Annotated in this window: 24 protein-coding genes and 1 other RNA gene; 18 read left to right on the forward strand and 7 right to left on the reverse strand. The window is 63.7% G+C overall.

Annotated features, from left to right (window positions below):
• Positions 1-90 precede the first annotated feature (90 nt).
• A complete protein-coding gene (gene zapE / locus IB255_RS06470) occupies positions 91-1,185 on the forward strand; it encodes a cell division protein ZapE (protein ID WP_081517474.1) in 1,095 nt (364 codons plus the stop codon).
• A 160-nt stretch (positions 1,186-1,345) separates the two neighbouring features.
• Here the strand turns inward: zapE and IB255_RS06475 are convergent, their stop codons facing one another.
• Positions 1,346-2,311: a hypothetical protein gene (locus IB255_RS06475; protein ID WP_081517475.1), complete on the reverse strand. Its 966-nt coding sequence runs from the start codon at positions 2,309-2,311 to the stop codon at positions 1,346-1,348.
• Positions 2,312-2,402: 91 nt separating this feature from the next.
• A complete protein-coding gene (locus IB255_RS06480) occupies positions 2,403-3,302 on the reverse strand; it encodes a GlxA family transcriptional regulator (RefSeq protein WP_167523310.1) in 900 nt (299 codons plus the stop codon).
• A gap of 253 nt (positions 3,303-3,555) precedes the next feature.
• Here IB255_RS06480 and IB255_RS06485 point away from each other — a divergent pair, with 253 nt between their 5' ends.
• Positions 3,556-4,701 (forward strand): acyl-CoA dehydrogenase family protein, encoded by a 1,146-nt coding sequence (locus IB255_RS06485; RefSeq protein WP_174824619.1) that lies wholly within the window; start codon positions 3,556-3,558, stop codon positions 4,699-4,701.
• A gap of 57 nt (positions 4,702-4,758) precedes the next feature.
• Here IB255_RS06485 and IB255_RS06490 read toward each other — a convergent pair whose 3' ends face one another.
• The gene (locus IB255_RS06490; RefSeq protein WP_081517478.1) at positions 4,759-5,796 is read right to left on the reverse strand and encodes an NADP(H)-dependent aldo-keto reductase; all 1,038 of its coding nucleotides are present in this window, start codon (positions 5,794-5,796) and stop codon (positions 4,759-4,761) included.
• Between the two features lie 246 nt (positions 5,797-6,042).
• On the opposite strand from IB255_RS06490, the gene rplM reads away from it, so the two are divergent.
• From rplM to IB255_RS06525, 7 genes are all read left to right on the forward strand, one after another.
• On the forward strand, positions 6,043-6,471 hold the full coding sequence (gene rplM / locus IB255_RS06495; RefSeq protein WP_015475857.1) for a 50S ribosomal protein L13: 429 nt from the start codon (positions 6,043-6,045) through the stop codon (positions 6,469-6,471).
• A 14-nt stretch (positions 6,472-6,485) separates the two neighbouring features.
• Positions 6,486-6,878 carry a 30S ribosomal protein S9 gene (gene rpsI / locus IB255_RS06500; protein WP_015475858.1) on the forward strand — a complete coding sequence of 131 codons (393 nt, stop codon included), beginning with the start codon at positions 6,486-6,488 and terminating at the stop codon, positions 6,876-6,878.
• 249 nt (positions 6,879-7,127) lie between these two features.
• Entirely contained in the window at positions 7,128-7,718 is a 591-nt protein-coding gene (petA, locus tag IB255_RS06505; protein ID WP_081517479.1) for a ubiquinol-cytochrome c reductase iron-sulfur subunit, read from the forward strand.
• Entirely contained in the window at positions 7,718-8,929 is a 1,212-nt protein-coding gene (locus IB255_RS06510; RefSeq protein WP_081517480.1) for a cytochrome b, read from the forward strand. Before petA ends, IB255_RS06510 begins: the two co-directional genes overlap by 1 nt.
• Positions 8,929-9,711 carry a cytochrome c1 gene (locus IB255_RS06515; RefSeq protein ID WP_081517481.1) on the forward strand — a complete coding sequence of 261 codons (783 nt, stop codon included), beginning with the start codon at positions 8,929-8,931 and terminating at the stop codon, positions 9,709-9,711. The genes IB255_RS06510 and IB255_RS06515 overlap by 1 nt, the downstream gene beginning before the upstream one ends.
• A gap of 93 nt (positions 9,712-9,804) precedes the next feature.
• Entirely contained in the window at positions 9,805-10,422 is a 618-nt protein-coding gene (locus IB255_RS06520) for a glutathione S-transferase N-terminal domain-containing protein (RefSeq protein WP_081517482.1), read from the forward strand.
• A gap of 11 nt (positions 10,423-10,433) precedes the next feature.
• Complete coding sequence (locus IB255_RS06525; RefSeq protein ID WP_081517483.1) at positions 10,434-10,838, forward strand: ClpXP protease specificity-enhancing factor; 405 nt, start codon at positions 10,434-10,436, stop codon at positions 10,836-10,838.
• A gap of 49 nt (positions 10,839-10,887) precedes the next feature.
• Here IB255_RS06525 and IB255_RS06530 read toward each other — a convergent pair whose 3' ends face one another.
• The 4 genes from IB255_RS06530 to IB255_RS06545 are packed head-to-tail and all read right to left on the reverse strand — an operon-like array spanning position 10,888 to position 14,273.
• Positions 10,888-11,466 carry a BON domain-containing protein gene (locus IB255_RS06530; RefSeq protein WP_045209615.1) on the reverse strand — a complete coding sequence of 193 codons (579 nt, stop codon included), beginning with the start codon at positions 11,464-11,466 and terminating at the stop codon, positions 10,888-10,890.
• Complete coding sequence (locus IB255_RS06535) at positions 11,463-12,056, reverse strand: phosphoheptose isomerase (RefSeq protein WP_017518113.1); 594 nt, start codon at positions 12,054-12,056, stop codon at positions 11,463-11,465. The genes IB255_RS06530 and IB255_RS06535 overlap by 4 nt, the downstream gene beginning before the upstream one ends.
• Positions 12,057-12,084: 28 nt before the next feature.
• A complete protein-coding gene (locus IB255_RS06540; RefSeq protein ID WP_081517484.1) occupies positions 12,085-12,462 on the reverse strand; it encodes a YraN family protein in 378 nt (125 codons plus the stop codon).
• On the reverse strand, positions 12,459-14,273 hold the full coding sequence (locus IB255_RS06545; protein ID WP_081517485.1) for a penicillin-binding protein activator: 1,815 nt from the start codon (positions 14,271-14,273) through the stop codon (positions 12,459-12,461). The genes IB255_RS06540 and IB255_RS06545 overlap by 4 nt, the downstream gene beginning before the upstream one ends.
• 126 nt (positions 14,274-14,399) lie before the next feature.
• Here IB255_RS06545 and rsmI point away from each other — a divergent pair, with 126 nt between their 5' ends.
• The 9 genes from rsmI (at position 14,400) to mraY (ending at position 23,296) form a co-directional block, all read left to right on the forward strand.
• Positions 14,400-15,248 carry a 16S rRNA (cytidine(1402)-2'-O)-methyltransferase gene (gene rsmI, locus IB255_RS06550; protein ID WP_151189485.1) on the forward strand — a complete coding sequence of 283 codons (849 nt, stop codon included), beginning with the start codon at positions 14,400-14,402 and terminating at the stop codon, positions 15,246-15,248.
• A gap of 40 nt (positions 15,249-15,288) precedes the next feature.
• Positions 15,289-15,645, forward strand: an RNA gene (rnpB, locus tag IB255_RS06555) — RNase P RNA component class A.
• 307 nt (positions 15,646-15,952) lie between these two features.
• Positions 15,953-16,408, forward strand: coding sequence for a division/cell wall cluster transcriptional repressor MraZ (gene mraZ, locus IB255_RS06560; RefSeq protein WP_081517487.1), 456 nt, complete (start codon positions 15,953-15,955; stop codon positions 16,406-16,408).
• An 8-nt stretch (positions 16,409-16,416) separates the two neighbouring features.
• Positions 16,417-17,358, forward strand: a complete 942-nt coding sequence (rsmH, locus tag IB255_RS06565) for a 16S rRNA (cytosine(1402)-N(4))-methyltransferase RsmH (RefSeq protein WP_192209902.1) — start codon at positions 16,417-16,419, stop codon at positions 17,356-17,358.
• Positions 17,355-17,648: a cell division protein FtsL gene (ftsL, locus tag IB255_RS06570; protein WP_045209619.1), complete on the forward strand. Its 294-nt coding sequence runs from the start codon at positions 17,355-17,357 to the stop codon at positions 17,646-17,648. The genes rsmH and ftsL overlap by 4 nt, the downstream gene beginning before the upstream one ends.
• Positions 17,645-19,393, forward strand: a complete 1,749-nt coding sequence (locus IB255_RS06575; protein WP_081517488.1) for a peptidoglycan D,D-transpeptidase FtsI family protein — start codon at positions 17,645-17,647, stop codon at positions 19,391-19,393. The genes ftsL and IB255_RS06575 overlap by 4 nt, the downstream gene beginning before the upstream one ends.
• Complete coding sequence (locus IB255_RS06580; protein WP_192209903.1) at positions 19,393-20,856, forward strand: UDP-N-acetylmuramoyl-L-alanyl-D-glutamate--2,6-diaminopimelate ligase; 1,464 nt, start codon at positions 19,393-19,395, stop codon at positions 20,854-20,856. The genes IB255_RS06575 and IB255_RS06580 overlap by 1 nt, the downstream gene beginning before the upstream one ends.
• A complete protein-coding gene (locus IB255_RS06585; RefSeq protein ID WP_151189488.1) occupies positions 20,849-22,213 on the forward strand; it encodes a UDP-N-acetylmuramoyl-tripeptide--D-alanyl-D-alanine ligase in 1,365 nt (454 codons plus the stop codon). The genes IB255_RS06580 and IB255_RS06585 overlap by 8 nt, the downstream gene beginning before the upstream one ends.
• Positions 22,214-23,296, forward strand: coding sequence for a phospho-N-acetylmuramoyl-pentapeptide-transferase (gene mraY / locus IB255_RS06590; RefSeq protein WP_081517491.1), 1,083 nt, complete (start codon positions 22,214-22,216; stop codon positions 23,294-23,296).
• Positions 23,297-23,304: the final 8 nt, after the last annotated feature.

Raw genomic sequence — 23,304 nt, forward strand, 5'->3', positions numbered from 1 at the left:
TGGCAGGCCGGTCCGACTACCGGCCAATTGCCAAGCAACGGGGGCGCCGCTAAAGTGTGCGCCCCCGTTTTCGTTGCCTTGCTACCGATCATGACGCCTCTTCAGCGCTACCAGGAAGACCTGAAACGCCCCGATTTCTTCCACGACGCCGCGCAAGCGAACGCCGTGAAGCACCTGCAACGCCTCTACGACGACCTGGTTGCCGCCGATAAGGGCAAGACCGGCCTGTTCGGCAAGCTGCTGGGCAAGAAGTCCCAGGAGCCGGTGAAGGGCCTGTACTTCTGGGGCGGCGTCGGCCGCGGCAAGACCTACCTGGTGGATACCTTCTTCGAAGCGCTGCCCTTCAAGCAGAAGATGCGCACGCACTTCCACCGCTTCATGAAGCGCGTCCACGAGGAAATGAAGACCCTCAAGGGCGAGAAGAACCCGCTGACCATCATCGGCAAGCGTTTCGCCGACGAGGCCCGGGTTATCTGCTTCGACGAATTCTTCGTCTCCGACATCACCGACGCGATGATTCTCGCGACCCTGCTGGAAGAGCTGTTCAAGAACGGCGTCAGCCTGGTGGCGACCTCCAACATCGTGCCGGACGGCCTGTACAAGGACGGCCTGCAGCGCGCCCGCTTCCTGCCGGCCATCGCGCTGGTCAAGCAGCACACCGAAGTGGTCAACGTCGACAGCGGCGTGGACTACCGCCTGCGCGCCCTGGAACAGGCCGAGCTTTACCACTGGCCGCTGTCCGAGCAGGCCGAGCAGGCCATGACCCGCGACTTCAAGGCGCTGACCCCGGAGTGCGCCGCGGCCACCCGCGACGACGCTCTGATGATCGAGAACCGCGAAATCCGCGCGCGCATCACCTGTGATGATGTGGCCTGGTTCGAGTTCCGCGAGTTGTGCGACGGTCCGCGCAGCCAGAACGACTACATCGAGCTGGCGAAGATCTTCCACGCGATCCTGATTTCCAACGTCGAGCAGATGGGTGTGGCCAAGGACGACATGGCCCGTCGCTTCATCAACCTGGTGGACGAGTTCTACGACCGCAACGTCAAGCTGATCCTCTCCGCCGAGGTCGAGCTCAAGGACCTGTACACCGGTGGCCGCCTGGAGTTCGAATTCCAGCGCACCCTGAGCCGCCTGCTGGAAATGCAGTCCCACGAATACCTGAGCCGCCCGCACCGTCCTTGACGGTCGGATGAACGAAAAAGGCTGCCCGAGGGCAGCCTTTTTCGTGTCTTAGGTGCGGGGATTGTGCCGACCGTGCCGGGCCCCTCGTAGGAGCGGGCCATGCCCGCGATGGCGGACAAGGTCCGCCTCTATAGAGCCGTAGGATGGCGTGGAGTCGTATTCAGCGCTGCGCCATCTCCTGCTGCGCCTTCTTCAGCAATTGCTCGGCATGGGCGACTTCCAGCGCCTCCATGGCATTGATCGGCTTGATCGCCACGGCCTTCTTCAGCTGCTCCAGCGCCTTCTGCTCCTCGTCCTCGCCGTACACATAGCCCAGCGCGTTGGCGTATTCGTAGTGGCCGATGGGCAGGTCGTCGGCGGCGCGGAAGGAGCGGGCGAAGTACTGCTCCATCTTGTCCGCGCTGACTCCGTAGGTCATCTTGCCCACCAGCTTGCCAACCTTGCGGATCACGCCCGCTTCATAGCCGCCGTAGAGCGCCAGGGCGAACGGCTGGTTCGGCTGCTTGGCCAGCAGGGCGTCCAGTTCCTTGGGGATGTCGCCGGTGTAGCCGCGCTTGAGCACTACCGGCACCGGCAGGTCTTCGGCCAGACGAGCCTTGGCGTAGGCGCGGCCGAACTGGGCGATGGGGTCGGCATTGAGCAGTGGGCCGGCCTCGTCGGTGTAGCTGATGACTTCCTCCAGCAGGCGCTGCTTCTCGTCCTGATTCGGCGCGAGGAACATGGCATAGAGCACCTGGGCGAACATGCCCGGCACCTGCCCGCCGACACCCAGCGCGAGACCGTCCTTCCTGGCCTGGGCGAAGTCGCCGCGGAATACCTTGCGCCACACGTCCTGCAGCTTCTCGGCGTAGACCTGCGCCTCTTCCGGCTTGCCGCTGAAGCCGGTGCCGGCGGTCACGGTCTTCTCCAGGGCATCCGGATGCTTGGTGGCCATGGTCACGACCCAGTCCGCATCCGGGAAGGGGTAGTTGGCGCCGAAGCCGCGAGTCAGGCGCGGCCAGGCCTCGCGCAGTTTGTCCCCGCTGTAGTCGAAGGCGCTCTGGTCGTAGGGGAAGGGTTTCCAGGTGTCGTCCGCCACAGCGTTCAGGCTGAAGACGGCCAGCAGGGCAAGCAGAAAGCGGCGCATGGCGATATCCCGTTGGGTTCTTGTTGTCGATTGCTGCCCCGATCATAGGGCGGCACCCGAGTCCGTGAACCCATCCTAGGGATGGCCTGTTTCAGGCTTCCTTCTGTTCGTACTGACGCCGGTAATGATTCGGCGACAGTCCGGTGTGCTGTCTGAACAGGCGAGCGAAGAAGCTGGCGTCGTCGTAGCCGACCTCGTAGCTGATGGTCTTGATGCTCTTGCGGCTGGTGGACAGCAGGTTGCGCGCAGTCTCGATGCGCAGGCGCTGCAGGTAGTGCAGTGGCTTGTCCCCGGTGGCCGCCTGGAAGCGCCGCATGAAGTTGCGGATGCTCATGCCGTGCTCGCGGGCGACATCCTCGAAGCGGAACTTGTCGCAGAAGTGTTCTTCCAGCCAGTGCTGGATCTGCAGGATCGCCGGGTCGTGGTGCAGCTTCTGCCCGCCGAAGCCCAGGCGCCCGGGCGTGTAGGTGCGCTGCACCTCGTAGAGGATGTCGCGGGCCACGCCCTGGGCCACGGCGGCGCCGCAGAAGTGCTCGATCAGGTAGATGTACAGGTCGCGCACCGAGGTCAGGCCGCTGGCGCTGTAGATGTTGTCGGCGTCGGCGATGTGCTTGTCCTGGTTGAGCAGCACCCGGGGGTAGCGCTCGGCGAATTCGCGGAAGAAGCGCCAGTAGGTGGTTGCTTCCTTGCCGTCCAGCAGGCCGGCCTCGGCCAGCCAGAATACTCCCGAGACTTCGCCGCACAGCACGCAGCCGGCCGCATGGCGCTCGCGCAGCCAGGGCATCACCTGCGGGTAGAGGGTCAGCAGTTCGTCGAAGTCGCCCCAGAAGGCCGGGAGGATGATCAGCTCTGGTTCGTCCAGGGCGCCGTGGACCGGCAGGAGATCGCCGCTGAAACTCATCACCGGCTGGCCGTCGGGGCTGACGATGCGGGTCTCGAAGCTGGGCTGCAGGCCGAGGCCCTGTTGGCGGCCGTGGCGCAGGGCAGCCATGTGGAAGAAGTCCTTGGCCTGCATCAGGGTGGAGCCGAACACGCCATGGGTGGCGAGGATGCTGACGCGGCGCAGCACGCGGGAAGCTGGGTTGGGCATCGGTTCTTGTACTTCTTATGGATGTCTTTGCATGACGCTAAAGCGGTCATGATGCGGCTGGATCGTCTTATTTTTTGGCGAAAGTGTCCAGTGCAGAGCGGTTCGTGCTTGGCCTACAGTCGGCCTTCCAATAATTCCTACAACCGATCCGCAGGTGCAGCGCATGATTCCAAGAACCCTGTTCAGTTCCGACCACGAGCTGTTCCGCGACAGCGTCCGCAAGTTCCTCGAACAGGAGGCGGTGCCCTTCCACGCCCAGTGGGAAAAGGACGGTCACATCGATCGCCAGCTGTGGAACAAGGCCGGCGAGGCCGGGATGCTCTGCTCGCATCTGCCCGAGGCCTATGGCGGCATGGCGGCGGACTTCCTCTACAGCGCCGTGGTGATCGAGGAGATCGGCCGCCTGGGCCTGACCGGCATCGGCTTCTCGCTGCACTCGGATATCGTCGCGCCCTACATCCTTCACTACGGCAGCGAAGAGCTGAAGCAGCGCTACCTGCCCAAGCTGATTTCCGGTGAGATGGTCTCGGCCATCGCCATGACCGAACCGGGCGCCGGCTCCGACCTGCAGGGCGTGAAGACCACCGCCGTGCTGGATGGCGACGAGTACGTGATCAACGGTTCGAAGACCTTCATCACCAACGGCTGGCTGGCCGACCTGGTGATCGTGGTCGCCAAGACCGACCCCAAGGCCGGCGCCAAGGGCACCAGCCTGTTCCTGGTGGAGGCCGGTACGCCGGGCTTCAGCAAGGGCAAGCGCCTGGAAAAGGTCGGCATGAAGGCCCAGGACACCTCCGAGCTGTTCTTCCAGGACGTGCGTATCCCCAAGGAAAACCTGCTGGGCAAGGACGGGCAGGGGTTCATCTACCTGATGCAGGAACTGCCTCAGGAGCGCCTGACCGTGGCCCTCGGCGCGCTGGCCTCGGCCGAGGCAGCGCTGAAATGGACACTGGACTACACCCGCGACCGCAAGGCCTTCGGAAAATCCGTCGCGGACTTCCAGAACACGCGCTTCAAGCTCGCGGAAATGGCTACCGAAATTCAGGTTGGCCGCGTCTTTGTCGACCGCTGCCTGGAGCAGCATCTGGAAGGCAAGCTGGACGTGCCCACGGCGGCGATGGCCAAGTACTGGACCACCGACCTGCAGTGCAAGGTGCTCGATGAATGCGTGCAGCTCCACGGCGGTTACGGCTTCATGTGGGAGTATCCGATCGCCCGTGCGTGGGCCGATGCGCGGGTGCAGCGCATCTACGCCGGCACCAACGAGATCATGAAGGAGATCATCGCCCGCGCGCTGTAACCGTCGCGGATGAAAAAAGCCCGGCATTGGCCGGGCTTTTTCGTGGCGCACAGACGATCAGGGGGCCGGGTTCGGCTGGTCCTTGTGGATCGCCTCTATGCCGGCCAGCACCTCGTCGGAGAGCTTCAGCTCGAAGCTGCCGAGGTTGGCTTCCAGTTGTTCGAGGTTGGTCGCGCCGATGATGTTGCTGGTCACGAACGGCCGGCTGGTAACGAAGGCCAGGGCCATCTGCGCCGGGTCCAGGCCGTGCTCGCGGGCCAGGGTGACGTAGCGGTCGCAGGCGCTGGCGGTCTGCGGGTTGGTGTAGCGGGTGAAGCGGCTGAACAGGGTAATCCGTGCATTGGCCGGGCGCGCGCCGCCGAAGTACTTGCCCGAGAGCATGCCAAAGGCGAGGGGAGAGTAGGCCAGCAGGCCGATCTGCTCGCGGATGGCGATTTCCGCCAGGCCCACCTCGAAGCTGCGGTTGAGCAGGTTGTAAGGGTTCTGGATCGACACCGCGCGCGGCCAGCCACGCTCCTGGGCGATCTGCAGGAAACGCATGGTGCCCCAGGGCGTTTCGTTGGACAGGCCGACGTGGCGGATCTTGCCGGCGCGAACCTGCTCGTCCAGGGCCTCCAGGGTGTCCTCCAGTGAGGTGAAGCTTTCTTCCTTGTGCTGGTAGCCCAGTTGGCCGAAGAAGTTGGTGCTGCGCTCGGGCCAGTGCAACTGGTAGAGGTCGATCCAGTCGGTCTGCAGGCGCTTGAGGCTGCCGTCCAGCGCCGCGACGATGTTCTTGCGGTCGAGCTTCGGCTGTCCGTCACGGATGTGGCTGATGGAATTGCCGGGGCCGGCGATCTTGCTGGCGAGCACCCAGTCGGCGCGATCGCCGCGCTGGGCGAACCAGTTGCCGATGATCTGCTCGGTGCGGGAGTAGGTTTCCGCGCGCGGCGGCACCGGGTACATCTCGGCGGTATCGATGAAATTCAGACCGGCGGCCTTGGCTCGTTCGATCTGGGCGAAGGCCTCGCTTTGCGTATTCTGCTCGCCCCAGGTCATGGTCCCCAGGCAGAGGGCGCTGACTTTCAGTTCGGTGCGGCCGAGCGGGCGGTACTCCATGCAGGTCTCCTCATGAAAACAAGTGCGTAAGACGGTTGAAAATTCTGCCGGAATCTGCATAATTCCGCAGCCTTTCATCGGTGGGGGATGCCAAAGCCTGCCGATCGATACATCTAGTCGTTACGGACGCACACCGACCCGAGCCCCAATTCGTGTCTGTCTTCGGCTGTCCTTGACTTGTCAAGGCAACCACTGTCCAGTAAGATTCGCCGTCTTATTTTCAGGCGGCCCCTGAGGCTATAACGAATGAAAACTTATACCGCGAAACCAGAAACTGTTAAGCGCGACTGGTTCGTCGTCGACGCTGCTGGCCTGACCCTGGGTCGTCTGGCTACCGAAATCGCTACCCGCCTGCGCGGCAAGCACAAGCCGGAATACACCCCGCACGTTGACACCGGCGACTACATCGTCGTCATCAACGCCGAGCAGGTTCGTGTCACTGGCGCCAAAGCTACCGACAAGATGTACTACCATCACTCGGGCTTCCCGGGCGGTATCAAGTCGATCAACTTCGAGAAGCTGATCGCCAAGGCTCCTGAGCGTGTTATCGAGACTGCCGTCAAAGGCATGCTGCCGAAGAACCCGCTGGGCCGCGACATGTACCGCAAGCTGAAAGTGTACAAGGGTGCCAACCACCCGCACACCGCTCAGCAGCCTCAAGAACTGAAGATTTAACGGGATAGCTCATTATGTCGGCGACTCAAAATTACGGCACTGGCCGTCGTAAGACCGCTACCGCTCGCGTCTTCCTGCGTCCGGGTACTGGCAAGATCTCCATCAACAACCGCTCCATCGAGCAGTTCTTCGGTCGTGAGACCGCTCGCATGGTTGTCCGTCAGCCGCTCGAGCTGACCGAGAACACCGAGAAGTTCGATATCTACGTAACCGTCGTTGGCGGTGGCGTAAGCGGTCAAGCTGGTGCGATCCGTCACGGTATCACCCGCGCTCTGATCGAGTACGACGAGACCCTGCGCAGCTCGCTGCGTAAAGCCGGCTACGTCACTCGCGACGCCCGCGAAGTTGAACGTAAGAAAGTCGGTCTGCGCAAAGCGCGTAAGCGTCCGCAGTACTCCAAGCGTTAATACGACGCTTCGAAAAAAACGCCCAGATCCTTTGGACTGGGCGTTTTTTTATGTCTTCAATAAGTTCGTGCGGCAAGGTGTCGCATCCGCGCAAGCCGCGCGGGGCAAGGGTTCCAGGGGTTGCGTAACAGGCTATTACCTTGTCATCACAAGGGCTTTTCTTTACCATTTGGCGAATTTTTTGCGCGGCTCGAATTTTTACTTAAAAGCCTGATTTGAACAGGCTTGAAGCTGATGGGAGACGACTGAATGAGTAATGACGGCGTGAATGCAGGCCGGCGTCGCTTCCTTGTCGCGGCCACCTCGGTGGTTGGTGCGGCAGGAGCGGTCGGAGCTGCGGTCCCGTTCGTGGGGTCATGGTTCCCCAGTGCCAAGGCGAAGGCCGCTGGCGCGCCGGTGAAGGTCAACGTAGGGAAGATCGAGCCGGGCCAGCAGGTGATCGCTGAGTGGCGCGGCAAGCCCGTATTCCTGGTGCACCGCACCAAGGAAATGCTGGACGCGCTGCCGACCCTCGACGGGCAACTGGCCGACCCCGAGTCGAAGGCTTCGGACCAGCCGGCCTACGTCGATCCCAAGGTGCGCTCGATCAAGCCTGAACTGGCTGTGATCGTCGGCATCTGCACCCACCTGGGCTGCTCGCCGACCTTCCGCCCGGAAGTCGCTCCCGCAGACCTCGGTCCGGATTGGAAAGGTGGCTACTTCTGCCCGTGCCACGGCTCCCATTACGACCTCGCCGGCCGCGTTTACAAGGGACAGCCCGCGCCCCTGAACCTGCCGATTCCGCCTTATTCGCTTGATGGTGACGAGCTGACCATCGGTGTGGACCAGGAGAAAGCCTGATGAACAAGTTCATGGCTTGGGTCGATGCCCGCTTCCCCGCGACCAAGATGTGGGAAGACCATCTGAGCAAGTACTACGCCCCGAAGAACTTCAACTTCTGGTACTTCTTCGGCTCCCTCGCGCTGCTCGTCCTGGTTAACCAGATCCTCACCGGTATCTGGCTGACCATGAGCTTCACCCCGTCGGCCGAAGAAGCTTTCGCGTCCGTCGAGTACATCATGCGAGATGTAGATTACGGCTGGATTATCCGCTACATGCACTCCACCGGTGCATCGGCGTTCTTCGTGGTCGTCTACCTGCACATGTTCCGTGGTCTGCTGTACGGTTCGTACCAGAAGCCCCGCGAGCTGGTGTGGATCTTCGGCATGCTGATCTACCTCGCCCTGATGGCCGAGGCCTTCATGGGCTACCTGCTGCCCTGGGGCCAGATGTCCTACTGGGGTGCCCAGGTGATCATCTCGCTGTTCGGCGCCATTCCGGTCGTCGGCGAAGACCTGGCCCAGTGGATCCGTGGTGACTTCCTGATCTCCGGTATCACCCTGAACCGCTTCTTCGCCCTGCACGTGATCGCGCTGCCGATCGTCCTGCTCGGCCTGGTCGTGCTGCACATCCTGGCGCTGCACGAAGTCGGCTCGAACAACCCCGACGGCGTGGACATCAAGAAGAAGAAGGACGAGAACGGCATCCCGCTGGATGGCATCCCGTTCCACCCGTACTACACCGTGAAAGACATCGTCGGTGTCGTGGTCTTCCTGTTCGTCTTCTGCACCGTGATCTTCTTCTTCCCGGAAATGGGCGGTTTCTTCCTCGAGAGGCCCAACTTCGAGATGGCGAACCAGTTCAAGACCCCCGAGCACATCGCTCCGGTGTGGTACTTCACTCCGTTCTACGCCATCCTGCGCGCCGTTCCGGACAAGCTGATGGGTGTCATCGCCATGGGCGCCGCCATCGCCGTGCTGTTCGTGCTGCCGTGGCTCGACCGTAGCCCGGTTCGCTCGATCCGCTACAAGGGCTGGCTGAGCAAGATCTGGCTGGTGATCTTCGCGGTTTCCTTCGTGATCCTCGGCTACTACGGCTCGCAAGCGCCGTCGCCGCTGGGCACCACGCTGTCCCGCCTGTGCACCATTCTGTATTTCGCCTTCTTCATCCTGATGCCGTTCTACACCCGGATGGAGAAAACCAAACCGGTTCCGGAAAGGGTGACTGGCTGATGAAAAAGCAATTCGCTGCATTTGTTCTGGCTCTGCTGCCTGTCTTCGGCTTCGCCGCCGAAGGCCATGGTCCGGCCCTGGACAAGGTCGATATCGACCTGACCGACAAGGCCGCCATGCAGGATGGCGCGCGTACCTTCGCCAACTACTGCATGGGCTGCCACAGCGCCAAGTTCCAGCGTTATGAGCGTGTTGGCCGTGATCTGGGTATCCCGGAAGAGCTGATGATGAGCCACCTGGTGTTCACCGGTGCGAAGATCGGCGACCACATGGACATCGGCATGAAGCCGGCCGACGCCAAGGCATGGTTCGGTGCTGCGCCGCCGGACCTGACTCTGGTGGCCCGCGTTCGTGGTGCTGACTGGCTGTACACCTACCTGCGTTCGTTCTACGAAGATCCCAAGCGTCCGTGGGGCGTGAACAACAAGATCTTCCCGAACGTCGGCATGCCGAACGTGCTGGTGAGCCTGCAGGGTCGCCAGGTCGTCGGTTGCAAGCAGGTTCAGGTCGTCGAGGATGGCAAGAAGCAGTACGATCCTCTGACCGGTACCCCGCTGACCCACGAAGCCTGCGACCAGCTGACCATCGTGCCGAAATCCGGCCAGCTGACCGAAGCTCAGTTCGACGAGAAGGTGAAGAACCTGGTGACCTTCCTGGCTTATTCGGCTGACCCGAACAAGCTGGATTCTCACCGCATCGGCACCTACGTTCTGCTGTTCCTGGCCTTCTTCTTCGTATTCGCCTACCTGCTCAAGCGTGAATACTGGAAGGACGTGCACTAAGCACCACCCGTCGTAGTAACAAGCGCGCGCCCTACGGGGCGCGCGTGCGTTTTTCTACCTCCCACAAGAAGATCCTGCGAGGAGGCGCGCGGCATGGCCGCAATCAACAAGCTCACCTGTTTCTCCGACCCTTCCTGCCACTACAGCCATCGCGTGCGCCTGGTGCTGGCCGAGAAGAGCGTCGTCGCCGACATCATTGACGTGCCTGTCGGCAACATCCCGGCCAAACTCGCCGAAGTGAATCCCTATGGCAGCCTGCCGACCCTGGTGGATCGTGATCTTGCGCTCTACGAGTCGACGGTGGTCATGGAGTACCTCGATGAACGTTATCCACACCCGCCGCTGCTTCCGGTCTATCCGGTAGCCCGCGCCAACAGCCGCCTGCTGATGCACCGCATCCAGCGCGACTGGTGCAGCCTGGTGGATCGTATCCTCGATACCCGCCGCAAGGACGCCGAACGAGCCTTGGCGCGCAAGGAGTTGCGTGAGAGCCTGACCGGAGTGTCGCCGCTGTTCGCCGACAAGGCGTTCTTCCTCAGTGACGAGCTGAGCCTGGTGGATTGCTGCCTGCTGCCGATCCTCTGGCGCCTGCCGATCCTGGGCATTGAGCTTCCGCGGCCGGCGAAGCCTCTGCTGGATTACATGGAGCGGCAGTTTGCGCGGGAAACTTTCCGTGCGAGCCTGTCCTCTATCGAACGTGATATGCGCTAAGGAGCCTGATGATGAACTCCAGTCGTCCCTACCTCGTGCGAGCCCTCTATGAGTGGATCGTCGACAACGGCTGCACGCCGCATATCCTGGTTAATTCCGAGTACCCGGGCGTGCGGGTTCCGCCGGGTTATGCCAGCGACGGCCAGATCGTGCTCAACGTCTCTCCGACCGCGGTGCGCCACCTGCAGATGGACAACGAGGCGGTCAGCTTCGAAGGTCGCTTCGGTGGCGTCGCCCAGAGCCTCTATGTCCCGTCCCAGGCCGTGATGGCCATCTACGCGCGGGAGAACGGCCAGGGCATGGTCTTCGACCTGGAGCCGCCGGTGCCCACCGATGACGAGGATCTGCCCGATGACGGCCCCTCCGACGAGCCGCCGCGCCCCAGTGGCCGGCCGAGCCTCAAGGTGGTGAAGTAATAAAAAAGGCGGCCCGAGGGTCGCCTTTTTCATGCCTGCGATCGAGTGATCAGTCGATGTACTCGAACAGGCGGACGATCTTCTGTACGCCGTCCACGCCCTGCACCACCTGGGTGGCCAGGTCGCCTTCCTTGCGGGTCACCAGGCCCAGCATGTAGACGATGCCGTTCTCGGTCAGGACCTTGATACGGGTGGAGGGCACGTTCGCGTCAGCGAGCATCTGGCTCTTGATCTTGGTGGTCAGCCAGGTGTCGTTGCTGCGGGCGGCCAGGGAGGAGGGCTGCAGGATCTGCAGCTCGTTGTGCACGGTCTTGACCTTCTGCACTTCCTTGGCGGCCTGTTCGGCCTTGTTCTTCAGGTCGGCGCGTGGGGTCTGGCCGGCCAGCAGTACCACGCCGTTGTAGCTGATCACCACGACGTGGGAATTGCGGTCGAGGTCCGCGTCGGCCTTGGCGACGTTCACTGCCACCTTGGTTTCGATCAGCGAGTCGTCGATCTTGCTGCCAAGGGTACGGGTACCCTTGTCATCGTCGATCGGCTTGTCGCGGGTGGCACTCACGAAGCTTGTGCAGCCACCCAGTGCCATGGTCACGGCCAGTGCGGCTGCGATCAGAGGGGTGCGGGTCATTCTTCACTCCCGAACAGTTGACGGTCGATTAGGTCGCACAGGCAGTGGATGACCAACAGGTGGACTTCCTGGATGCGCGCGGTGACCTTGGCCGGAACGCGGATCTCCACGTCTTCGGGCAGCAGCAACGATGCCATGTTGCCGCCGTCGCGGCCGGTCAGAGCTACGACAACCATTTCGCGATCATGTGCGGCCTGGATCGCCTGAATGACGTTCGCCGAGTTGCCGCTGGTGGAAATCGCCAGCAGCACGTCGCCCGGTTGGCCGAGGGCGCGGATCTGCTTGGAGAAGACTTCGTTGTAGCTGTAATCGTTGGCGATCGAGGTGATGGTGGAGCTGTCGGTGGTCAGGGCGACCGCAGGCAGGCTCGGGCGCTCGCGCTCGAAGCGGTTCAGCAGTTCGGAGGAGAAGTGCTGAGCGTCGCCGGCGGAGCCGCCATTGCCGCAGGAGAGAATCTTGCCCTCGTTCAGCAGGGCATTGACCATGACCATGCTGGCCTGCTCGATATGCGGGATGAGCACCTCGGTGGCCTGTTGCTTGGTCTCGATGCTGGCATGGAAGAGCTGGCGGATACGGGATTGCATGTCCATCAGGTGTGACCTTTCGTCGGGCGTCTGATCAGGTGTCAAAAGCGTTGGGAATCCAGTTCAAGTGCCCTGCGGAGCCTGGGCCGCGCGCGTCGATGGTGACGATGTCGAACCGGCAGGGGTGACTGCTCCAGCGGGCGTTCTGTTGCAGGAAGAGTTCAGCGGAGATGGCCAGGCGCTGTTGCTTGCGCCAGTCCACGCTTTCCAGCGCTCCTCCCCAGGCCGAATGCCGGCGGGAGCGAACTTCGACGAATACTACTGTATCGCCGTCCAGCATGACCAGATCAAGCTCGCCTCGGCGGCATGTCCAGTTCTGCGCCAGGAGGCGCAATCCATGCTGTTCCAGGTGGGCCAGGGCGGCGGCTTCGGCCAGCCGCCCGGCCTTCTGGGTAGGGCTGTTGCCGATCAAATACCGCTGTTCTCCAGCGGCTGGACCTGGCCATTCTTGAACTCGGCCCAGGGCAGACGGCGTTCGACGCGCTGCCCGGCGCTGACGCTCAGGGTGCCGGTCAGGCCGTCCACCTGCATGCTCGGCACTGCCTTGAGCTCCGGCAGGCGTGGGGCCAGTTGGTAGGCGTCGGCACCCATGGCGTAAAGGCGGCCGAGACTGCCGTTGGCGGCCGGCCACTGCGCGGCGACCTGTTGGCGCAGGGCGTTGTTCGGGTTCAGCAGCCACGGGGTCTCGCAGAAGCGGATGCCGTTCAGATCCTGGTCCTGCGCCGGGTTGTTTACGCCGGTGTACAGGTTGGAGGTGGCGTAGACGGGCAGGTCACCGGCGTACTGGAATGCCAGGGTCGGCTTGATCTGGCGGGCCTGCTGCGGGGTGGCGGCGAGGAAGATGAAGTCGATGTCCTGACGGCGCGACGGCTGGGTGTCGACGCTGCTGTCGAGCACGCCCTGCAGGCGCTTGGCGCGGCCTTCGCTCTGGCGCAGTTGCAGCAGGTCGGCGATCTGGCGGGCCAGCTCAACCGGCTGGTCGACGTGCTCGGCGGCGATCAGGGTGCCGCCGGCGGCTTGCCAGTTGCGGCTGAAGGAGGCGAGCACACGGTCGCCCCACTCGCCGCGCGGTACCAGGGCCACGGCGCGGCGCATGCCGTCGTTCCAGGCGCGGTTGGCGACTTCGCGGGCTTCGTCCTCGGCGGACAGGCCGAACTGGAAGAGCTGGGCCGGACCTTCCTGGTTGCCGTCGGCATAGTTCAGCGCCAGGGTGGTGATCGGCAGTTGCGGCTGGCTGCTCATCTGCTTGACCAGGTTCTTCTCCAGCGGGCCGACGACCAGTTGTACGCCATCGGCCTGGGCCTGACGGTAGAACTCGTCCAGCGAGCGCACCTGGGTGCTGTCGTAGAGCTTGATCGCCGGCTGCGCCTGGCCGCTCTGCTGGGCCTGGTAATGGGCGGCGAGGAAGCCGTCCTGCAGGGCGCGGGCGACGGAGGCGAGCTGGCCCTGTTGCGGCAGCAGCAGGCCGATCTTGTTCAGCGGCTGGGCGGCCAGGGACTTCAGCTTGGTCAGGGCGTCAGGCAGTTGCTTGGCGGCCGGATGATCCGGGTTCTGCGCGACCCAGTTGTCGATGTTCGACTGTTGTTCCTTCAGAGTCGAGGAAGACTTGGTGATGCGTGCCAGCTCCAGCCAGCCATTCAGGTCACCTTCGTTGCTGCTGGCCTGCATCTGCTCCAGGGGCAGGCTGGACACCAGTTTCCAGATTTCCTCATGGTTGGCCTTGCTGGCTTCGGCGTTGAGCAGCGGGTCGATGAACACGCGCTCGCGGGCGGCGCTCAGGGTCTGGCCGTCGGCGGCCAGGGCCAGGGATTTGACCATGCCGGCGCGGGCCTGCAGGTCCACGGGCATTTCGCCCAGGCGCTGGAAGCTGGGGTTGTCGAAGGCCTTCAGGGCAGCCTTGGTCTTGTTGCGGGCCAGTTCGAGCTGGGCGCGCAGGGTGCTGGCGAAGACCTGCTGGGCAGGCTTCAGGCTGTCCATCGGAATCTGGTCGAGGATCTGCGTGGAGCGGCCGAGGTCCTTCTGCTTGTAGGCCAGGTCGGCAGCGGACAGGCGCAGGACGGCGGCTTCGTCCGGTTTGGCGGTGGAGGCCTGCTGCAGCAGCTGTTCGATGCTGGCGTCCGGGGTGCGCGGCAGTTCGCCGAGATTGGACGACGGGGAGGACGCACAGGCGGCGAGCATGCCGGCCAGGAACAGAGCGGATAGCGGACGCAGGCGAGCGATCATATCGGGCTTCTCGTGACGCATTCAAAGAGCTGCCGATTGTACCCAAGCGGCGAGGGTGACGCGATGGCGGCTGCCGGAATCGGGATACAATGCGGCTTTTTCAGATACTTCCGGCGAGGTTAGCGCGTGACCCTTGGCACTCTCTATGTGGTGGCCACTCCCATTGGCAACCTGGACGACATCAGCGCCCGGGCGCTGAAGGTGCTGGCCGACGTGGCCCTGATCGCGGCCGAAGACACCCGTCATTCCGTGCGCCTGCTGCAGCACTTCGGCATCCAGACGCCACTGGCGGCCTGCCACGAGCACAACGAGCGGGAGCAGGGTGGGCGCTTCCTCACCAAGCTGCAGGCTGGCGAGGACGTTGCGCTGATCTCCGATGCAGGCACGCCGCTGATTTCCGATCCGGGCTACCACCTGGTGCGCCAGGCGCGCGCAGCCGGCATCGCCGTGGTGCCGGTGCCGGGGGCCTGCGCGCTGATTGCCGCGCTTTCCGCTGCTGGCCTGCCATCGGATCGTTTCGTCTTCGAAGGCTTCCTGCCCGCCAAGGTCGCCGGTCGCCGCGGGCGTTTGGAGGCGCTGGTGGATGAGCCGCGCACCCTGATTTTCTACGAGGCGCCGCACCGGGTGCTGGAGTGCATCGAGGATATGGCGGCGATCTTTGGCGACGAACGGCCTGCACTGCTGGCGCGCGAGCTGACCAAGACTTTCGAGACCCTGAAGGGGCTGCCGCTGGGCGAGTTGCGCGAGTTCGTGGCGTCCGACAGTAACCAGCAGCGGGGCGAATGCGTGCTGCTGGTGGCTGGAAAACCCGCGCCGGAAGGCGATGAGGCGGTGGACGCGCAGACTTTGCGGGTACTCGATCTGTTGCTGGCGGAGTTGCCGGTCAAGCGCGCTGCAGCGCTTGCCGCGGAGATCACCGGGGCACGCAAGAACCAGCTTTACCAGCTCGCACTGGAGCGGCAGGGCAAGGCTTGAGCTTGTCCTGAACGTCGTCAGCCGCTAATCTTGCGGACTGAGAGTCGATTGGACAGTCGCTGTTTCGTGGTGTTCCACCACGGGGTGGAGGAAAGTCCGGGCTCCACAGGGCAGAGTGCCAGGTAACGCCTGGGAGGCGCGAGCCTACGGAAAGTGCCACAGAAAATAACCGCCTAAGCGCGCAAGCGCCGGTAAGGGTGAAAAGGTGCGGTAAGAGCGCACCGCACGGCTGGCAACAGTTCGTGGCTAGGTAAACCCCACTCGGAGCAAGATCAAATAGGAACCCATTGGCGCGGCCCGCGTTGGGTTCGGGTAGATCGCTTGAGGCATGCAGTGATGTATGTCCCAGAGGAATGGCTGTCCTCGACAGAACCCGGCTTACAGATCGACTCTCACCACTTTTCCTCCACTTCTTCCCACATGACCATTTGTCGCTGACCGGAAGAAGTTACAAACTTAAGAAATCACTTTAAGTATGAAAGCCCAGTGTTTTGAAAACACTGGGCTTTTCTCTTTTCTGGCGTGTCAAATTCCCTCCCCGAGCCTTGCAAAAGCACGCTAAATCTCAGTCCTGTAAGGATTTTTCCCCTCTGGCTCGCCTTGACGGTGGGGAGCGCGGATTTCTATAGTGTGCGGAAGTGGTACGAAGTGGGTAAAAGTGGGATCAACAGGCATGGATAGCCAACCACAGGGGAAGCGCTGACGTGTTTCGCGGAGCTAACGCCATCAGTCTCGACGCCAAAGGGCGCCTCGCGATGCCGAGTCGGTATCGTGACGAGCTCGTTTCGCGTTGCAATGGCCAGCTCATCGTCACCATCGATGCCGTCGACACCTGCCTCACTGTCTATCCCCTCCCTGAATGGGAACTCATCGAAGCCAAGCTGCGCGAACTGCCCTCGCTGCGTGAAGAAACGCGGCGCCTGCAGCGTTTGCTGATTGGCAATGCCGTTGACCTGGAGCTGGATGGCGCCGGGCGCTTTCTCATTCCGCCGCGCCTGCGCGAGTACGCCGGCCTGGACAAGAAAGCGATGCTGGTCGGCCAGCTGAACAAGTTCCAGTTGTGGGACGAAGACAAATGGAATGCGGTTGCCGAGGCCGATCTCGCAGCCATCAAAGAGCCCGGCGGTCTGCCGGATGAATTGCGCGACCTTATTCTGTGAGCCTGCCTGTGACCAGTACCTTCCAACACATCACCGTTCTGCTCGAGGAGGCCGTCGAAGCGCTGGCCCCCCTGGAGGGCGGCCGCTATGTGGACGGAACCTTCGGAAGGGGAGGGCACAGCCGGGCCTTGCTTGGGAGACTCGGCCCGGGCGGTCAACTGCTCGGGTTCGACAAGGATCCCCAGGCGATTGCGACGGGAAAAACACTGGCGGCCGAAGACGGCCGCTTCGTCATTGTGCAAAGGTCCTTCGCCGAGATGGCGGAAGAGTTCTCCGCGCGCGGCCTGCAGGGCAGCGTGAACGGCGTTCTGCTGGACCTTGGCGTGTCTTCGCCGCAGCTGGATGACCCCGAGCGGGGCTTCAGCTTCCTCAACGACGGCCCGCTGGACATGCGCATGAACCCGGACCAGGGCGTCAGCGCCGCGCAGTGGATCGCCACTGCCGCGGAAGACGAGATCGCCCGCGTGTTCAAGGATTACGGCGAAGAGCGTTTCGCCAAGCGTATGGCTCGCGCGATCGTGCAGCGCCGTGCGCAAGCGCCGTTCGAGCGCACTGCCGATCTGGCAGCGGTGATCACCGAGGCCAACCCGGCCTGGGAGAAGGGCAAGAACCCGGCTACCCGCGCCTTCCAGGGGCTGCGGATCTTCATCAACAACGAGCTGGGCGATCTGGAGCGTGGCCTCGAGGCTGCGCTGGAAGGCCTGGTCGTGGGCGGTCGCCTGGTGGTGATCAGCTTCCATTCGCTGGAAGACCGCATCGTCAAACAGTTCATGCGCAAGCAGGTGAAGGGCGAGGCGGACAACCTGCCGCGCAATCTGCCGATCCAGGTCAAGCCCTTTGACCCGCGCCTGAAACTCATCGGCAAGCCGGTCTACGCCTCTGAGGCCGAACTCAAGGCCAACCCGCGCTCGCGCAGCGCGGTCATGCGCATCGCGGAGAAGCTCAGATGAGCCGGCTCTTCTCCAAGCGCCTGCCGACCGGCAGCTTCTTCATGTTGCTGCTGTTCATCGGCGTGCTGCTGTCGGCCATCTCCGTTTCCTATAGCGCGTACTGGAACCGCCAGCTGCTCAACTCGCTGTACACCGAGCTCAACATTCGCGACAAGGCGCAGGCCGAGTACGGCCGCCTGATTCTCGAGCAGAGCACCTGGACGGCCCACAGCCGCATCGAAGGCCTGGCAACCGACCAGTTGAAGATGCGTGTGCCTGATCCGACCGAAATCATCATGGTGGCACCATGAGAGACCTGGCCGGCGCTCGCTATCCCTGGCGCTTCCGCGTCGTCATCGCCCTGCTGCTGGCGATGGTGGCGGCGATCGCCTGGCGGATCGTCGACCTGCACGTCATCGACCATGATTTCCTCAAGGGCCAGGGTGATGCGCGCAGCGTGCGGCACATCACCATTCCCGCGCACCGTGGCCTGATTACCGACCGCAATGGCGAACCGCTGGCCGTGAGTACCCCGGTTGCCACGCTCTGGGCCAACCCCAAGGAGCTGGTGCTCGAGCGTGAAAAGTGGGGCTTCCTCGCTGACGCCCTTGGTCAGCCCAAGGCGGCGCTGTCCGAGCGCCTGGACGCGAACGCCGACAAGGAGTTCATCTATCTGGTCCGTGGCCTGACCCCGGAGCAGGGCGAGGCCGTGATGGCCCAGGTGAAGACCCATCGCATCCCCGGCGTCTATTCGGTTGAGGAATTCCGCCGCTTCTACCCGTCCGGCGAAGTCGCCGCGCAGGTGGTGGGCTTCACCGACGTCGACGACCGCGGCCGTGAAGGTGTGGAACTGGCCTTCGACAGCTGGCTGGCCGGCGTGCCGGGCAAGCGCCAGGTGCTCAAGGACCGTCGTGGCCATCTGATTCGCGACGTACAGGTCACCCGCAACGCCAAGGCCGGCAAGACCCTGGCCCTGTCCATCGACCTGCGCCTGCAGTACCTCGCCAACCGCGAGCTGCGCAATGCGCTGGTGGAGAACGGCGCCAAGGCCGGCAGCCTGGTGATTCTCGACGTGAAGTCTGGCGAAGTGCTGGCCATGGCCAACCAGCCGACCTACAACCCGAACAACCGTCGCAACCTGCAGCCGGCGATGATGCGCAACCGCGCCATGATCGACGTGTTCGAGCCGGGTTCGACCATGAAACCGTTCTCCATGAGTGCGGCGCTGGAAACCGGCCGCTGGAAACCCACCGACAAGGTCGAGGTCTACCCCGGCACGCTGCAGATCGGCCGCTACACCATTCGTGACGTGTCCCGTACCGAGGGGCCGGTGCTGGACCTGACCGGCATCCTGATCCGCTCCAGTAACGTAGGGATGAGCAAGGTGGCCTTCGATATCGGTGGTGAGGCCATCTACAGCCTGATGCAGAAGGTCGGTCTCGGCCAGGACACCGGCCTGGGCTTCCCCGGCGAGCGTGTCGGCAACCTGCCGAACTACCGGGAATGGCGCAAGGCAGAAACTGCGACCCTGTCCTACGGCTACGGCCTGTCCGTCACCGCCATCCAGCTCGCCCATGCCTATGCGGCGCTGGCCAACAATGGCCGCAGCGTTCCGCTGACCATGGTCCGTGCCGATCGTCCGGCTGAAGCCACCCAGGTCATCCCCGAGCCGGTCGCCAAGACCATGCAGGGCATGCTGCAACAAGTGATCGAAGCGCCGAACGGCGTGTACCGCGCCCAGGTGCCGGGTTACCACGTGGCCGGCAAGTCCGGTACCGCGCGCAAGACCGCGACCGGCGCCAAGGGCTACGCCGAGAATTCCTATCGCTCCCTGTTCGCCGGCTTCGCGCCAATGAATAACCCGCGCTACGTCGCCGTGGTGGTCATCGATGAACCCAGCAAGGCCGGCTACTTCGGTGGCCTGGTTTCCGCGCCGGTGTTCAGCAAGGTGATGTCCGGCACGCTGCGCCTGATGAACGTGCCGCCGGATAACCTGCCGGCGACCCCGCAGCAACAAGCTGATGCTGCGCCCGCTGCCAAAGGAGGGCGTGGCTGATGCCGATGAGCCTGAATCAACTGCTGCCGCAAGCCGAAAGTGGCGAACTGATCCGTGAGCTGACCCTGGACAGCCGCACCGTCAAGCCGGGCGACCTGTTCCTGGCTGTGCCGGGTGGCCGTCAGGATGGCCGCGGGCACATTGCCGCCGCGCTCACCCAGGGTGCGGCCGCTGTTGCCTATGAAGCAGAGGGTGCTGTAGACCTGCCACCCAGCGATGTGCCGATGATTGCCATCAAGGGCCTCGCCAAGCAGCTGTCCGTTATCGCCGGGCGCTTCTACGGCGAACCCAGTCGTGGCGTCGAACTGGTCGGCGTGACCGGCACCAACGGCAAGACCAGCGTCAGCCAACTGGTGGCCCAGGCGCTGGACCTGCTCGGCGAACGCTGCGGCATCGTCGGCACCCTCGGCACCGGTTTCTATGGCGCGCTGGAAAGCGGTCGCCACACCACGCCTGACCCGCTTGCCGTGCAGGCGACCCTGGCACGCCTGAAACAGGCTGGCGCCAAGGCCGTTGCCATGGAAGTGTCCTCCCACGGCCTGGAACAGGGCCGCGTTGCGGCGCTGGGCTTCGATGTGGCGGTGTTCACCAACCTGTCCCGCGACCATCTGGACTACCACGGTTCGATGGAAGCCTACGGCGCCGCCAAGGCCAAGCTGTTCGCCTGGCAAGGCCTGCGTTGCCGGGTGATCAATCTGGACGACGACTTCGGCCGCCAGCTGGCTGCCGAGTCCCACGAATCCCGCCTGATGGGTTACAGCCTGAGCGACCCGTCGGCCTACATCTATTGCCGCGAAGCCACCTTCAGCGATGCCGGCGTGCAAGCGCAGATCGTCACCCCGCAGGGCGAAGGCCTCCTGCGCAGCTCGCTGCTGGGCAAGTTCAACCTGAGCAACCTGCTGGCCGTGGTCGGCGCGCTGCTGGGCCTGGACTACCCGCTGGGCGACGTGCTCAAGGTGCTGCCGCAGCTGGAAGGTCCGATCGGTCGCATGCAGCGCCTGGGCGGCGGTGAAAAGCCGCTGGTGGTCGTGGACTACGCCCACACCCCGGACGCGCTGGAGAAAGTCCTGCTGGCCCTGCGTCCGCACGTACATGGCCAGCTGCTTTGCCTGTTCGGCTGCGGCGGCGACCGTGACAGCGGCAAGCGCCCGATCATGGCGCAGATCGCCGAACAGCATGCCGACCGCGTGCTGGTTACCGATGACAACCCGCGCACCGAGAAGAGCGAGGCGATCATCGCCGACATCCGTGCCGGTTTCGCCAAGCCCGAAGCGGTCGAGTTCGTGCCCGGCCGCGGCGAAGCCATCGCTCGCCTGATCGCCGCTGCGGGCGTCGATGACGTCGTGCTGCTGGCCGGCAAGGGGCATGAGGATTACCAGGAGATCGACGGTGTTCGCCACCCGTTCTCCGATCTGGAACAAGCCGCCAAGGCGCTGGCTGCCTGGGAGGTGAAGCGTGCTTAAACCCCTTTCGCTCAACGAGGTCGCTGGTGCGCTGCAAGGCCGCGTGGTCGGCGCCGACACCAGCTTCGACGCCGTGAGCACCGACAGCCGCGCCATCGTGCCCGGCCAGCTGTTCATTGCCCTGACCGGTCCGCGTTTCGACGGCCACGACTACCTGGCTGACGTCGCCGCCAAGGGCGCGGTTGCTGCCCTGGTCGAGCGCGAAGTCGCCGGTGCGCCGCTGCCGCAACTGATCGTGGCAGATACCCGTATCGCGCTGGGCCAGCTTGGCGCGCTGAACCGTGCTGCCTTTACCGGTCGCGTCGCGGCTGTGACGGGCTCCAGCGGCAAGACCACCGTGAAGGAGATGCTTGCCAGCATCCTGCGGACCCAGGGCGAGGTCCTGGCGACCCGCGGTAACCTGAACAACGACCTCGGCGCACCGTTGACCCTGTTGCAGCTGGCGCCTGAGCACAAGAGCGCAGTCATCGAATTGGGCGCCAACCGTGTCGGCGAGATCGCCTACACCGTTGCGTTGACCCGCCCGCAGGTCGCCATCATCACCAACGCCGGCACCGCCCACGTGGGTGAGTTCGGTGGCCAGGACAAGATCGTCCTGGCCAAGGGCGAGATTCTCGAGGGGCTGGCTGCCGACGGCGTGGCCATCCTCAATCGCGACGACAAGGCCTTTGATACCTGGCAGGCCCGCGCTGCCGGTCGCCGTATCTCCAGTTTCGGCCTGCACGATGCGCGCGCCGAATTCCGCGCCAGCGATGTGAAGCGTGATGCTCGTGGTTGCCCGGGTTTCACCCTGCAGGGCCCGGCCGGCGAGGCTGCCGTCCAGCTGAATCTGCTGGGTGAGCACAACGTCACGAATGCGCTGGCCGCTGCCGCTGCCGCTCATGCCCTTGGCGTGCCGCTGGTCGGGATCGTTTCCGGCCTGCAGAACCTGCAGCCGGTCAAGGGTCGCGCCGTAGCCCAGCTGGCGACGAATGGCATGCGTGTGATCGACGACAGCTACAACGCCAACCCGGCTTCAATCTGCGCGGCGATTGATATACTCGCCGGCTTTTCCGGCCGGACCGTCCTGGTCCTCGGGGACATGGGCGAGCTGGGTGCCTGGGCGGAATCTTCCCACCGCGAAGTGGGAACCTACGCCATTGGCAAAGTCACCTCGCTCTATGCCGTCGGACCGTTGATGAGCCACGCCGTGCAGGCGTTCGGTTCCGCGGGCCGGCACTTCGCCGATCAGGCCAGCCTGATCAGCGCCCTGGCCGACGAAGCATCGACCACCACCATTCTGATCAAGGGTTCCCGCAGCGCGGCGATGGACAAGGTCGTCGCGGCGCTGTGTGGTTCCTCCGAGGAGATTCACTAAATGCTGCTGCTGCTCGCCGAGTACCTGCAACAGTTCTACAAGGGCTTCGGCGTCTTCCAGTACCTGACCCTGCGCGGCATCCTCAGCGTGCTGACCGCACTCGCCCTGTCGCTCTGGCTGGGCCCGTGGATGATCCGCACCCTGCAGATCCGCCAGATCGGCCAGTCCGTGCGCAACGACGGCCCGCAATCGCACCTGTCCAAGAAAGGCACGCCGACCATGGGTGGCGCGCTGATCCTCACCGCCATCGCCATCAGCACGCTGCTGTGGTCCGACTGGTCGAACCGTTACGTCTGGGTCGTGCTGGCTGTGACCCTGCTGTTCGGCGCCATCGGCTGGGTGGATGACTACCGCAAGGTGATCGAGAAGAACTCCCGCGGCCTGCCGAGCCGCTGGAAGTATTTCTGGCAGTCGGTATTCGGCCTGGGCGCGGCGATCTTCCTCTATATGACTGCCGAGACGCCGGTCGAGACCACCCTGATCGTGCCGATGCTGAAAAACGTCGAGATCCCGCTGGGCATCTTCTTCGTGGTGCTGACCTACTTCGTGATCGTCGGCTCCAGCAACGCGGTGAACCTGACCGATGGCCTCGACGGCCTGGCGATCATGCCCACCGTGATGGTCGGCGGCGCGCTGGGGATCTTCTGCTACCTGTCGGGCAACATCAAATTCGCCGAATACCTGTTCATCCCGAGCGTGCCGGGTGCGGGCGAACTGATCATCTTCTGCGGCGCCATCGTCGGCGCTGGGTTGGGCTTCCTCTGGTTCAACACCTATCCGGCCCAGGTCTTCATGGGTGACGTCGGCGCGCTGGCGCTGGGCGCCGCGCTGGGCACCATCGCCGTGATCGTCCGCCAGGAGATCGTGCTGTTCATCATGGGTGGCGTGTTCGTCATGGAAACCCTGTCGGTGGTGATCCAGGTCGCCTCCTTCAAGTTGACCGGCAAGCGGGTGTTCCGCATGGCGCCGATCCACCACCACTTCGAACTCAAAGGCTGGCCGGAGCCGCGCGTGATCGTGCGCTTCTGGATCATCACGGTGATTCTCGTGCTGATCGGCCTGGCTACGTTGAAACTGCGTTGAGGACTGAT

Source organism: Pseudomonas sp. PDM22, from assembly GCF_014851965.1.
Taxonomy (GTDB): domain Bacteria; phylum Pseudomonadota; class Gammaproteobacteria; order Pseudomonadales; family Pseudomonadaceae; genus Pseudomonas.

Coding starts and splice junctions, on each gene's coding strand:
- zapE (WP_081517474.1), top strand. CDS start 91: ATGACGCCTCTTCAGCGCTACCAGGAAGACCTGAAACGCCCCGATTTC.
- IB255_RS06475 (WP_081517475.1), bottom strand. CDS start 2,311: ATGCGCCGCTTTCTGCTTGCCCTGCTGGCCGTCTTCAGCCTGAACGCT.
- IB255_RS06480 (WP_167523310.1), bottom strand. CDS start 3,302: ATGGCTGCCCTGCGCCACGGCCGCCAACAGGGCCTCGGCCTGCAGCCC.
- IB255_RS06490 (WP_081517478.1), bottom strand. CDS start 5,796: ATGGAGTACCGCCCGCTCGGCCGCACCGAACTGAAAGTCAGCGCCCTC.
- rplM (WP_015475857.1), top strand. CDS start 6,043: ATGAAAACTTATACCGCGAAACCAGAAACTGTTAAGCGCGACTGGTTC.
- rpsI (WP_015475858.1), top strand. CDS start 6,486: ATGTCGGCGACTCAAAATTACGGCACTGGCCGTCGTAAGACCGCTACC.
- petA (WP_081517479.1), top strand. CDS start 7,128: ATGAGTAATGACGGCGTGAATGCAGGCCGGCGTCGCTTCCTTGTCGCG.
- IB255_RS06510 (WP_081517480.1), top strand. CDS start 7,718: ATGAACAAGTTCATGGCTTGGGTCGATGCCCGCTTCCCCGCGACCAAG.
- IB255_RS06515 (WP_081517481.1), top strand. CDS start 8,929: ATGAAAAAGCAATTCGCTGCATTTGTTCTGGCTCTGCTGCCTGTCTTC.
- IB255_RS06520 (WP_081517482.1), top strand. CDS start 9,805: ATGGCCGCAATCAACAAGCTCACCTGTTTCTCCGACCCTTCCTGCCAC.
- IB255_RS06525 (WP_081517483.1), top strand. CDS start 10,434: ATGAACTCCAGTCGTCCCTACCTCGTGCGAGCCCTCTATGAGTGGATC.
- IB255_RS06530 (WP_045209615.1), bottom strand. CDS start 11,466: ATGACCCGCACCCCTCTGATCGCAGCCGCACTGGCCGTGACCATGGCA.
- IB255_RS06535 (WP_017518113.1), bottom strand. CDS start 12,056: ATGGACATGCAATCCCGTATCCGCCAGCTCTTCCATGCCAGCATCGAG.
- IB255_RS06545 (WP_081517485.1), bottom strand. CDS start 14,273: ATGATCGCTCGCCTGCGTCCGCTATCCGCTCTGTTCCTGGCCGGCATG.
- ftsL (WP_045209619.1), top strand. CDS start 17,355: ATGAGCCGGCTCTTCTCCAAGCGCCTGCCGACCGGCAGCTTCTTCATG.
- IB255_RS06575 (WP_081517488.1), top strand. CDS start 17,645: ATGAGAGACCTGGCCGGCGCTCGCTATCCCTGGCGCTTCCGCGTCGTC.
- IB255_RS06580 (WP_192209903.1), top strand. CDS start 19,393: ATGCCGATGAGCCTGAATCAACTGCTGCCGCAAGCCGAAAGTGGCGAA.
- mraY (WP_081517491.1), top strand. CDS start 22,214: ATGCTGCTGCTGCTCGCCGAGTACCTGCAACAGTTCTACAAGGGCTTC.